13 protein-coding genes and 2 pseudogenes are annotated in these 11,639 nt (G+C 55.8%); all 15 read right to left on the bottom strand.

All coding sequences use genetic code 11. The annotated features are described in order from the left end of the window. Positions 1-53: 53 nt before the first annotated feature. Positions 54-671, bottom strand: coding sequence for a tail assembly protein (locus ABIE11_RS00075; RefSeq protein ID WP_429183469.1), 618 nt, complete (start codon positions 669-671; stop codon positions 54-56). Further along, positions 664-1,383 carry a C40 family peptidase gene (locus tag ABIE11_RS00070; protein ID WP_409255647.1) on the bottom strand — a complete coding sequence of 240 codons (720 nt, stop codon included), beginning with the start codon at positions 1,381-1,383 and terminating at the stop codon, positions 664-666. Before ABIE11_RS00070 ends, ABIE11_RS00075 begins: the two co-directional genes overlap by 8 nt. A 2-nt stretch (positions 1,384-1,385) precedes the next feature. After that, complete coding sequence (locus ABIE11_RS00065) at positions 1,386-2,123, bottom strand: phage minor tail protein L (RefSeq protein ID WP_409255646.1); 738 nt, start codon at positions 2,121-2,123, stop codon at positions 1,386-1,388. Positions 2,124-2,177: 54 nt separating this feature from the next. After that, a pseudogene (locus ABIE11_RS00060) lies at positions 2,178-2,515 on the bottom strand (phage tail protein). Continuing rightward, positions 2,512-5,649: a phage tail tape measure protein gene (locus tag ABIE11_RS00055; RefSeq protein ID WP_429183468.1), complete on the bottom strand. Its 3,138-nt coding sequence runs from the start codon at positions 5,647-5,649 to the stop codon at positions 2,512-2,514. Before ABIE11_RS00055 ends, ABIE11_RS00060 begins: the two are co-directional and overlap by 4 nt. Continuing rightward, positions 5,642-5,959 (bottom strand): annotated as a pseudogene (locus ABIE11_RS00050) (phage tail assembly protein T); the annotation flags it as partial. The gene ABIE11_RS00055 and the pseudogene ABIE11_RS00050, both read right to left, overlap by 8 nt. Further along, positions 5,956-6,387 (bottom strand): phage tail assembly chaperone G, encoded by a 432-nt coding sequence (gpG, locus tag ABIE11_RS00045; RefSeq protein WP_429183466.1) that lies wholly within the window; start codon positions 6,385-6,387, stop codon positions 5,956-5,958. The gene gpG and the pseudogene ABIE11_RS00050, both read right to left, overlap by 4 nt. A 10-nt stretch (positions 6,388-6,397) precedes the next feature. Continuing rightward, positions 6,398-7,141, bottom strand: a complete 744-nt coding sequence (locus tag ABIE11_RS00040; RefSeq protein WP_429183465.1) for a phage tail protein — start codon at positions 7,139-7,141, stop codon at positions 6,398-6,400. Between the two features lie 7 nt (positions 7,142-7,148). Next, a complete protein-coding gene (locus ABIE11_RS00035) occupies positions 7,149-7,547 on the bottom strand; it encodes a phage minor tail U family protein (RefSeq protein WP_040017196.1) in 399 nt (132 codons plus the stop codon). After that, positions 7,544-8,128 (bottom strand): phage tail protein, encoded by a 585-nt coding sequence (locus ABIE11_RS00030; RefSeq protein WP_023292731.1) that lies wholly within the window; start codon positions 8,126-8,128, stop codon positions 7,544-7,546. Before ABIE11_RS00030 ends, ABIE11_RS00035 begins: the two co-directional genes overlap by 4 nt. Before the next feature lie 9 nt (positions 8,129-8,137). Further along, the gene (locus tag ABIE11_RS00025) at positions 8,138-8,491 is read right to left on the bottom strand and encodes a head-tail joining protein (protein WP_429183463.1); all 354 of its coding nucleotides are present in this window, start codon (positions 8,489-8,491) and stop codon (positions 8,138-8,140) included. Positions 8,492-8,502: 11 nt separating this feature from the next. Then, complete coding sequence (gene gpFI, locus ABIE11_RS00020; protein ID WP_429183462.1) at positions 8,503-8,910, bottom strand: DNA-packaging protein FI; 408 nt, start codon at positions 8,908-8,910, stop codon at positions 8,503-8,505. Between the two features lie 45 nt (positions 8,911-8,955). Continuing rightward, entirely contained in the window at positions 8,956-9,981 is a 1,026-nt protein-coding gene (locus tag ABIE11_RS00015; protein WP_429183461.1) for a major capsid protein, read from the bottom strand. Positions 9,982-10,036: 55 nt separating this feature from the next. Further along, positions 10,037-10,369 (bottom strand): head decoration protein, encoded by a 333-nt coding sequence (locus ABIE11_RS00010; RefSeq protein WP_040017192.1) that lies wholly within the window; start codon positions 10,367-10,369, stop codon positions 10,037-10,039. Positions 10,370-10,378: 9 nt separating this feature from the next. Further along, the coding region (locus tag ABIE11_RS00005) for a S49 family peptidase (protein WP_429183460.1) at positions 10,379-11,639 on the bottom strand (1,261 nt) is incomplete at its 5' end.

Raw genomic sequence — 11,639 nt, 5'->3', positions numbered from 1 at the left:
TTTTCACCCATAAAAAAAGGTGCCGAAGCACCTTTAAGTTAATGGCCGCTGGCCTACTGCTGATCGCTCGAGTACATACCGGCGCTGACTATCGCTCCCCCTGCCTCGATCAGACCGTAGGCCAGGGGGACAGGATGCCCCATAGCGACGGTATTGACCGGCGCCCCGAAGGCATAGTTAGGCGTGTTATCCGTGCTTGAGGATTTACCCGCGCCGAAGGATGGCTGGGGCGTGAGCATCTGGACAACGCCGCCCAGCATCATTGACACCCCGACCCCGGTCAAAATTGACGTGGCACTGATGGCTGTTGCACTCATGGCTGCCCCCCACGCGGCCATGCTCGCACCAGCAGTAAAGAATGCGGCGACCAGCGCAACGGCACCAACAACTATCTGAAGGACGCCAGAGTTTTTGGCCCCCTCATAAACGGGCACGACCCGGTATACGCTTCCCCCGCGGGTCATATCAAACTCTTCCAGCCCGATATTGTTATCCCCGTTGAAAAAGGCGAAACGGATCCCCTTCATATGGGCTTCCGACATGTATTTTTTGAAGCCGGGAACCTGCGAACATACTGCCCTGAGCATTTCGCGCAGATCGGCAACATCAAACTGAACGCGTTTACCGAATTTTTTAGCCATTTTCCCTTCGAGAATTAGCGTCTTAACCATGCATTCTCTCCTTATGCCTGACCACCCGGACCGTTCTGTCACGATAATATTTTCCATAAGGCGTTCGCGAAGAAAGATGCCCGAACAGATGATGGAGAATGATGTTGTCACCCACATATACCGCGGCGTGATTAGTCACTGATGCCTGCACACTCATCATGATGATGTCCCCTGGCTGCATTGCACCGGCGGCAATCTCAACAAATCCCTCACGCTCCCAGTTGTCGTCGTAGAGCCGCTCCTTGCCGCTCTCCCACCATTCGTAAGGTACCGAATAGTTCCCGAGAACAATGCCGTATTCGCGCAGATAAAATTCACGGATAAGCGACCAGCAGTCGGCGTAACCCAGTACCCACTGCCGCCCGGCATAATCCCGGTCTTCACGCGGGGAAATCGTACAAAAATCCCCGTCCGGCCAGGACATGATCCCCCACTCAATACCCGACCAGTCGCACTGGATCCGGTCCAGCTCCGAGGGCACCAGCCGAACCACATCCGGATGGGAATGAATGAGCATGATGATCTCACCGCGCGCGCGGGCAGCGAGCTGGTCTTCCGGGGAGAGCGTGAATGTATCCTCGGGTTTATCGGCAATGTTGCGGCAGGGAATAAAGATTTGCTGCTGGCCTGACTGAACAATCAGACCGCAGGCTTCTTTGGGGTATTCAGCAGCGACGTGCTGACGGATAGCATCCAGCAATTTTTCACGCATCTTTATTTCCCCTGCAGGTTGGCGGCCGGAAAACCACCGAACGGCAGCGGCGCGTCCGGGCCGTGACGATCCTGACAATCCTGCCGGCGGCCGCCACAAACGTCTTTCGACGGGTCATCGGTCGGCGTACCGTCTTTGGTAAAGTATTTCGTGCCGTTGTAATCGCATCCGGTCCCGCTTCGGTACCAGCCCCGCATACACCAGGTGCAGACAGGAATAATCTGCCGTGTTGGCAGCTGCAGGCTCTGAATATCGAAAGGCGAACACAGCTCGAAATCAACCTGTACCCGCGTCTCTGCGGTTTTAGCATTGACGTAAAAGAGCTGTACGCGCTCATCGGCCGGGCTGGCACCTGGATTACCGTTTTTCCAGTTGGCGGCATCGAGATACTTCGAAAGCGTGGTATGGATTTTGACCCTCGCCCTGACCATATCGTCATATTCGAGACACAGTGCCGTGACATAGTTTCCGACGTTCCCGACGGACAGCGTGGGCGTTGGCTGGGACCCTGTACTCGATAACTCCATCCCCTTCAGTTCGTAGGGATGGGGATCGTACTGGTTTCCCTGCCAGATAATTGCGGGCAGATTTTCTGCGGCGAAGGCTGCCCACCCCTCTTCCTGAATATTGTGCGCATGAAAACGCAGCACCTGATCCATACCGAATTCAGTGCCGTCGATCTCAATCAGCTGAATAACGCTGCCGGGCTCAAGCTGTTGTATATCTGCCGTAAAACTCATACTCCCCCCATAAAAAAAGCCGCCCGGAGGCAGCTTTCAGTGTTTGTCGAAAAATCAGGGCGCGAACGCCTGTTCAAAAGTGAAGGCCACCGTGGCTTTTTTCCCGGTAGGGAATGAAACGCTGAACGAATCGGCCTTCATTCTGAACAGTTTTTTTCCCCCCATGGCGTTGTCCACCAGAACGATTTAGTGACGTGAGACATCAGAAAAGCGCGCAGCTCAGCGGCTTCCTGTCTGGTTCCCGTCCAGTCCAGGTTCCACGTTTCCTGTTTGTCGTTGATACCCATCCCCGCGATCTGTTTGTAGCCATCGCCAAACTGCGCCTGCAGCGTTCGGGCTGTTTCAGTGCCCTGCGCGGTTTTTCGCGTGCGCCAGGTAAACGTGTCCGTCACTGTTTCCTCCTCGAATAAAGCACGCCGCCTGCGGACATTTCTTTTTTAAGTCGCTCGGTGATTGTCTGCTGAACAATCGCCTGCAGCTGTTTCGCCGTCCCCGTGGCGTTCGCCTGATTTATGCTCCCGTCACTCCCCTGCTGGTTGATGCTGACTGGGGCATAAACACTGATCCCGCCCATACCAGCCCCGGCTGCGCTCCCGCCGCCGACCAGACCACCCGAGGCATACCCGCGCATAAGCCGATAAAGATTGGCCACGCCGATACGACTGGTTGACTCTTTGGTGAAGACGAACTCCCCGCGATGTACCACTCCTGCAGGCTCATATTTTCCGCCGTGCCCGGTATAGCCACCTGCGTCAAAACCTTGTGGCCGGTATGACGGGACCGCGAATGACTGACCTGCAGAGGAGGCTTTCGCCCCGCCGCTCACCCAGCCCATTGCGCTCTGGATGGCGTAAGCCACCAGCAGCTGGTTGATAACGGACACAATCATTTTAAGGATCGAGCTGGTGAAGTCCCGAAAGCTCGCCTTCCCGGTTGTAGTCAGGCTGGTAAGCTGGCCCGCCAGCCCGCTGAACGTTGCCTGTGAAATCTGCTGTACCGAGCTGAAGACGTTTGTTGCTGAATCCTGATATTCGGCCCAGCCCTGTTTCGCACCGGCCAGCCAGTTTGCGCGCAGGGCATCTTCAGCCTCGAACGTCGCCCTTTGCTCTTCGAGAACCTTTTGCTGCGCCTGAGGATTGTACGAATAGCTTTCGCTGAGACGCTGCAGCGTAGTTTGTCGCCCGGCTTCCCGGGTGGATACCCCCTCAGACTGAGCCTGCAGGCCCGCCCTGGCGGCTTTTTGCTGCTGCTCAAACTTCACTGCCTGATCGGCCAGCTGGTTGAGCTTTTGCTGGCTGGCGACCTTATCGCCCAGGTCGGCCAGCTGCCGCTTGTATTCGAGCGTTTCTTCCTTGTGCGCCAGCAGGGATTTTTCCTGCGCCGTAAGCTGACGACGCCCCGCGGCCTCCTGCAGAACGGTGAGCTGATTTTCAGTCTGCCAGAGATCCTGACGCTGTTTGCTTATGACGTCGTTAACGCTGGTATGCTGCTCAAGCGTTTTAAGCTGGGCCTGAAGGGTGAGAAGTTCGGCCTGCGCCTTTTCCTCGGCTTTGTCCCCGGCGGGCGTTGAGTAGCTTTTGCCTTTCGGCGTTTTTGGATCCTTCCACTGCTTTTCAATCCCGGCGCGGGCCGCGGCAATATCCTTTTCAGTCCACAGCGTGGCGACACCGTCTTTCGCATCCTGGCGGTTTTTCTCAATAAGCTGACTGAGTTTTTTCTCTGCTGAAGCCCGCTTTTCTGCCGCCGTCGCGCCGGACTCCACCAATTGGTTAAACTGCTGCTGGCTGCGGATTGCCTGAGCCTGCTGGTCCGTTCGCATTTTTTCACGCGCGGCTGCCAGCCCTTCCTTGGCGTATTGCTGATCGGCAAGATCGTAAGCCTGCTTTTTCAGTTCCACCTGCTGGCGCGCGTTTCTCAGCCTTTCCGCATCCGCTTTCTGCAGAACGTTGTTACCAGCATAATCAGGGTCGACCTTAAGATTGCTGGACAGCGCTCGGTACTCTTTCTCTGCTGCCTGCCATTCAGCAAAAGAGTCCTGGCGCTTCATCGCGGTGTCAGGATTACGCCCTATGCCAAGCATCGCATCCCATGCACCGGAGGCGGCATTCTTCACCCAGTTCCAGGCTTTTTCGAGGGAGCCAAGATTATCCTCGACCGCCCCGGCGCGCTGAATGACCGCGTCAGAATATGCCCGCATGGCCAGCTCGGCAGCTTTCTGCGAATCCCCCAGCGCCTGAGCAGAAGCTATCTGTTCATACTGGGTGGCGGTCAGAAAATGAAGGGAATCGTTGAGCGTCGTGACCGAGTTAACCGGATCATCCTTCAGGCGTTTAAACTGATTTATGGTTTCGTCAACGGCCTGCCCGGTAGCCTGCTGCAGCCTGGCGGCAACATTGCTGACCATGCTGACGTCATTACCGCTGAACGCGCCGCTTCCAACGACCTGCGCCAACACGCCTGCAGCAGCATGCTGTGTGATGCCATTACCCGCCAGTGAGCGTGCAAGCGCCTGCAGTTGGCCTGACGTTTTCCCGGCATAGTTCCCGGTAAGGATCAGCTGTTTGTTGAATTCCTCTGACTCTTTACTGCCGTCATACCAGGCCTTACCCAGACCGATGACTGCTGCGCCAATGCCTCCGACTACACCAGCGATGCCAAGCCCCCTCAGCGTCATAAGCTGGTCTATCCAACCGGCGCGGTTGGCCAGCGTGATACTGGAGCCGCGCAGGGCACCAAAGTTCCCTCTGGCGACCTCACCAACCAGGATGCCGATTTCACGGCGTGCCGCAGAGCTTTGTAGGCCCAGCCCATGCGTAGCGACTTTTGCGGCCTCAAGCTTGCGGATGTAGACCTCCGCCGCATCACTGGCTCCGACCTGCGCCGCTTTCATGCGCAGCAGCTCGGTACCGGAGAGCTTTTGCTCCGCGACCTGTTGCTTCAGTTGGGTAAGAAATCGTGTACGCGCTGCCGCAGATTTTTCCTCCACTACCTGCAGTTCTTTTTGCCGGGCCGTTGTTCGGGAAATAAGAGCGAGGTAATCCTGTTGAGTGATGTTTCCCTGTGCCCTTGCCGCTCTAAAGCGCGCCTGCACGTTAGCAAGAGACTGAGTTTCACCATTGAGCTGGCGAACGCCGTCAATCTGGCGGAAAAATGATGCCGCCAGTTCATCCTGTCGACGGGCAAGTGCTGCGGCCTGCCCGTCATTTTCACGCATGCGTTGATTAAGCTCGGTCACGCGGCGGTGAGTTTCATCAACGGATTTCGAGACGTTCTGCCAGTCTTTGGCAAGCCCTTCTGTTGCAGCAGACTGACGGGCTTTCATCTCAGAAGCTGCAGCTGCACCAGCGTCGCCCACGCTCTTTAGTGCTGCGCTCTGACGATCCGCAGCACGCTGCATTCGCGCCTGAACTTTATCAGACTCATCCGCCATTCCTGTCAGTTGCCCTTTGATTCGGGCGACCTGCTCGCTGAAAGTGGCGCGGTCAACATCCAGCTTAATAACCAGATCGCTAATCTGCTGGGCCATATCGGATACCTCCTGTGATCCCCTCAGCGGCGGTCATCAGCGTGTCATCATCCGGTTCATCATCACTGATGACGCTACTTGAAGGAGAAAGCAGACTGAAATGTGCGGGGGTAAGTTCCGGGTCACGGAAGAAAAGAGTGGAGATGGAGTAAAGCAATCCGGAAAAATGCGCATCGAGCTGCGCGTCCTGAAAATAATGCTCCCGGTAGAACTGGTGCCAGTCGCCCAGTTCACTGGAAGTCATTCCAGCCAGCATGGCGCGCCAGTCGGGTCGCCCGAACTCGCGCGCCAGATTCAGGACAAACTTCAGCTCGCTGGCAAGGGCTTTTCCGCCGTAACGGGTTCTGAGCTTTCGGCCTCAGCAGAGGCATCTGGATTGGCGGCATTGTCATCCTCAACCGGAACGAGCATGCCGGAAAGCAGCTTTATTTCCATTTCGGCTTTACCGATCGCCTCCGGCGGCCAGCCGTTCAGGACCTGCTGATACAACGTTTCGACATCCGTGCCAGCCGGATCGTTGTGCCACAAAGACATCGCGATCAAACGCGCACCGCAGCGAATATTTGAGCCAATCAGCCTGGCCGTCATTTCCTGATCGCTGATGCCGTCGCTGTCAGCGCTGACGGCCTTTTCCTCTGCGGCCATAAACTTGATGTACTCAATACGCTGAAGCGCCGACAGCTCGAAGATTGTCAGGGATTCTGTTTGCCAGGTGAACTTCTCTTTTTTCAGAAACATGCATCCTTCCTTACGCTGCAGTTACGGTGATTTTGCAGACCGCAACGAAATTACCGTCGCTGGTCATAACAATAATGTCAGCGGTGCCTGCCGCCACGCCGGTGACGGTGATCGCGTTGCCGCTAACGGTGACCGTTGCTTTTGCCCCGTCGGAGGTTGCCACGCGGAAGGAGGTATCTGAGGCGCTGGCAGGGTTAACCGTCACATTGAGCGTTGTGGTTGCGCCGACGGCCACGCTTGCAGTGGCTTTATCGAGCGTAACGCTGGTCACGGGGATATTCGGGGTCCCGCTTTCTTCAGCCAGCTCCGGCTTGCCGGTATTGGTGATTTTCGCTGTACGGGTAATGACTTCTTTTGCCGGGATGGCTTTACCCAGGCTACTGCACCAGCCGCGGAAAACGTCGACGGTACCGTTCGGGTATTTGATTTTGTAATAGCGTACTGAGCCATCAATAAACCATGCTACCAGGTCTTTTTGCCCTTCTTCGCCCGGCTTCCACGCGAGTGTGAACGAGGTATCGCCAGCAGATTTTGCCCCCTGGGCAGTGGCGTTCCAGTCGGCATCCTCGTCGTCGAGGTAAGTATCGTCATACGATTCGGCGGTCATTTCGCCCGGCGTCAGTTCTTTGATCTTCGCCAGGCGATTCCAGTCGATATCCGAGAGTGGGTTAGCGAAAGCGTTGCCCGTGCCGGTGTAAAGCCAGAGCGTGGTACCGGCACCTTTTACAGGAGCGAGTGGATTTGGTGTTGGCATGTTTTCCTCACATTTCGTAAGTGATTGAATATTTCATATCGGCGGAAGTCCACAGCCCCATCGCATCATCGCGCTGGTAATCGAAGCCTTGTGGAACCATGAGCGTTAACAGTGAATCGAGGCCGGGAACATCAGCGAGGGCCGGATAGATATGGCTTTCCATCCATTCATCCAGTTCGGAATCTGGTACCTGCGAGGACAGGAAGACCTCGATATGTAACGTTGCCGCCCACATATCGGCATCAAGTTCTTCGCCGGTATACTCCGCATCGGTCAGATAGACCGCGACGGCAGGAAAATCCTCCTCCTCAATGACAGCCGGGCGCCCATCAAAAAACATGACGTCGTTCCCGATGGCCTCTTCAAGCACATCAATAATTTTCTGGCGAATGAGAGTGTGTTTCATCGTGTCAGATGCAACCTCAGTTGTTGCCTGAGGGCATAGCCAAGTTGTTTTGGCATTTCCTCTTCAAGCATGCGTTTCTTCTCTGCTTCGAAAGCAGTGGTGAGGGGCGCGGACAATGGGATTTTGACCACGTCGATGGGATAACGACTTTTACCTGCAATGCGCTTCATGACGTGCCAGCGGCCGTTCGCCAGACGCTGGATAAAGGCGTCGCGAAAAACATAACGGCCAATTCTCAGCACGCTACTTTTTCGAACCAGCGGGCCTTTTCGATTCGTCGCCCTGACCTGCGCGGCACCGAGTTTGATGGCGGGAAGATTGCCCCGGTTAACCTTAATTCGGGCCGCTGAATGCCCGGATGCCGAGGCTTTGTTGATTCGCACCCTTTGTCGGACCAGCTTTACGGGTATTCCCGAAACTCGGTTATCACCGGCTACCGTTTCTTTCGCCACCCTTCGGACGGCAACCGAGACGCCATTAGCAGCAACCCGGTTCACAGCCCATGCGCTAGCATTGGGAACCATATTTCTGTCCAGACTATCCAGGTTAGCGATCGCCTGCTCAAGACCTTTTATCGACATGAATGCTCCTTAACGACGCCGCGAACCGCCGGGAGGTGATCCACTACCCAGCCAAACATGGCAGGACCCGCAATCATTCGGGCCAACGCGATCAACCCAAAATTCACGCCCGTTAACCTTCAGCGTGTCCAGCCTTTCCAGCCCGCTAACATCCGATGTGTTCACAAACAACGTAGGCCTGGTTCCATCAATTCGGATCCCCACTTCGGCGTAACCAATGTTCTCTGGATCGTCAAAGACCCCTCGGAGCGTGATGCCGGATAAAGATCCGGAGGTTATCCTTGCCTCTGCGCCCATCACTCCACGTATAGTGGTATCCGCGCGCGCCATAGCTTCATCAAAAAGATTGTCGAAATCAGCCATTCGGCCCCCTGTCAGATTTCCCGGGCCAGCTCCCGAGATATCAGGTCGTTAGCCTCTACGCCAGTCACGCGGATAACGACACCAGGCTCGACAATAGACACAGACTCGTTACGCGTGGCGTGAAGCGCGTTTATGTGCAAGGTCACCAGCGTTTCAACCGCCACCAGCGCGCCGACCTCTGTTGATGCAGGATTTTCGGTAATCGAGTCAGAGGCGATATCTGCGCCAGGCTGGCCTGACGTGCTGATAACAGCACTACTGGCCGCTTCCGCTCCCTCTTGTCCGTCTTCGTCGAGTTCCTCTTCGAGCTCAGAAATACGTAACGTAAGCTCCTGGATCGTGCCTGTGACATTGACCTCACGATCAAGCTTTACGCCCAGCTCTTTCAGTCGGGCGATAAGGGTTTCTTTTTCTGTCATGGAAAATACTCCAGAAATGTGGCCCGACAGGGCCACTGGGGAAAGTTATGCCAGCTTGACTGAAACGAACGCGTCAGGATCTGGCAGCAGCATCAGCGGAGCTGACTGAATCGTGGGGGGCGCGCGTGCCGGGTCGCCCGTTTGCACCCAGTTTTTCGGGTAGCGCGTTGAAGCATTAATGCCTTCGCGCTGGGCATCTGCATCCAGAATGCAGCCATAGGTGCGCAGGCCGCGCGCCTGTGTATTTCCCAGCACCATTGTCAGGTCTGGCAGAGCGTTCTTTTTGACGTCATTTTCAACAAGCTGGCCTGCGTAAACGACAATGGCCACATCTCCGTACATGCCCTTATAAGAAACGGCTTCACCCAGGTCTTTCAGAGCGGTTTCCAGCTCGGAGTTAGAGCCGCGACGTGTATCCAATTTTTCCTTCACCGCGTCGAAAGAGCGGAACAATGCCCAGCCCTTCGGATCGAACACAATAATGTTGATTGTGCCGCTGGCGTTGAGCGCGTACGCCTCAATATCATCGGTCGGGTCGTACGTTTTTTTGTCGCGAGAGGACCAGGCAGCTGCACCCGCCTGGATGATGTTGTTACCGGCACTGCGGCCCATATCGACTTCTACTGGCTCAAATGCTTCTCCGCTCATGGTGTATTTCCCATAGAGCACAGCTTCAATAGCTTGCTTCTCTTCCACCTGTGCAATCGCCAGCTCTTCATCTTTCATGTTTTGAAGGATGATGCGGCGGCGGCGATAGGCAGGGTCGGCCAGATTTTGTGGGTCTTCATCAGGCAGGCGGCGAAGAGTCATCAGCGGGTTAACTTCATGCTTAGGCTTCACATAGCCAGGCGTAAATTCCGACGTGCTGCCGCCACGGGAACGGATTACTTTCCCGGAGACAATCGGCGACACGTAAAGAGCCATGTTGACCAGGCCAGGAATTTGCGACAGGTAGACTTTTTCTGTACTGAAGGGATAAGTTTCGCGAAAGAAGATGCGCAGGAAGAGCGGATCGAACTTAAATTTCTTCTCATTGACCGCCAGAAGCTGGGCTGTTGTGTACACTGACATAGAATTTTCCCGTAAAAAAAGCCGCATATGCGGCTTTTATGAAAGTTGAGGGTGATTAAACGATGCTGATCGCAGTACCGGCGAACGCGTTACGCTTGATATTTTCGTCGGTAACGGCAGATGGCCAGAGCACATCTTCGATGCGGAACGAACCGGATTTATAAAATGCCAGTTCTGCACTGCTCTGGTCAGCAGTAACCGCCAGAATGCCGGTTGCTGCACCTGCATTCTCGCCGTCCCAAACAGTTAGCTTGCCTGACGTAGCATCGAGCATGAGCGGGGTCATTGCCGGGGTGGATGCTGTCAGTTCGCCCGGTGCATACGCAGTGTGTGCCGGATCGCTGTTACCGAGCGGCTGGTGATGAGTAAATACTTCGGTGATTGCCATGTTAGCCTCTTATACGGGGGTGTTTAACAAATCGTCGCCGGCTTCAGCAGAGACATTCCCTGCAGAAAGAGCGCCAGGTGCGGTTTCCATCAGACGATCCAGCGCCGTATCGGTACGCGCCTGGGCGCTTTGCGGCGCCGCGGCCAGAATGCGCTGCGCACTCTCGATCGTCATGCCCGGCGTTTCGGCCAGCGCGCGAGCCTGTGATTCGCGACCTTTTGCCTCTTCGCAGTTCAGAATACCCATGATGCGACCGTTCTCGGCGGCTACGGCTGCCGAAACCTGAGCGCTGAGGTCTGCCGGGGCCGTTAAGGCAGCGGTTGTTGTGTCAACGGTGGTGACCTGCTCAGTTGGTGCAGTAGTCTGTGTAGCTGTCTGGTCAGTTGGCTGATTGGTCGCTGCAGATGCAGAAGTTGATGGCATAGTTCCTCCAGTGGTTGTTTTTTTACGTCTGTCGAGTGCTTCACGCATCACGCCGAGCGCATCGGTATTGTTAACAAGTTCATCCGCCAGACCATTATCCACGGACTCCTGGCCTGAGAAGACAGCTGCTTCGGTGTCCAGAACGGCCTGCACTGACATGCCGGTATAAGCGGAAACCTTTTCGGCAAACATCTGACGAGTGGCATCGATACGCGTCTGAAAATCAGCGCGAACGTCCTTCGGTAGTTTTTCGTAGGGATTGCCGTCGACTTTGCGATCGCCGCTGTAAATCAGCGTGACCTCAACGCCGTTAGTTTTCAGTGCAGCGCCATAATTACTGTGCGCCATCATGACGCCGATGGATCCGGTTCTGGCCGTTTGCGTGACAAGCCGTCGCGATGCGGAACTGGCAATAAGCTGCCCTGCGCTGCAGTTCATATCGTTCGCCAGCGCCCAGACGGGCTTGATATCCCGCATCCGGGCAATAATATCGGCACAGTCAAAAGCCCCGGACACCATCCCGCCCGGCGTGTCCATATCAAGCAGGATACCGTCTACGCCGGGATCGCTGATTGCCTGCTGCAGGCGGGCAATGACCCCGTTATAGCCAGTCATACCGGAATAAGGCTGCAGCGACCGGGTTTTGCTGACCAGCGTGCCGGAAACGGGCAGCACCGCGATCCCGTTTGTTACCTGATAGCTCCGCGCTGGCCGTGGCCCCATTTCCTCGTCATCGCCAAACAGCGCCAGCGGCTCTGCAATTTGTTCAGCGCCGAGCGAGACGCCAGAAGCGGAATCAGTCAGTTGGGTGATACCCAGCTGGCCTGCAAGCGCGCAAAAGAAAACC

This window comes from Lelliottia sp. 489, assembly GCF_050435885.1.
Taxonomy (GTDB): Bacteria; Pseudomonadota; Gammaproteobacteria; order Enterobacterales; family Enterobacteriaceae; genus Enterobacter; species Enterobacter nimipressuralis.
The sequence above is the reverse complement of the archived record's forward strand: the minus strand, read 5'-3'. Positions and strand labels throughout refer to the sequence as shown.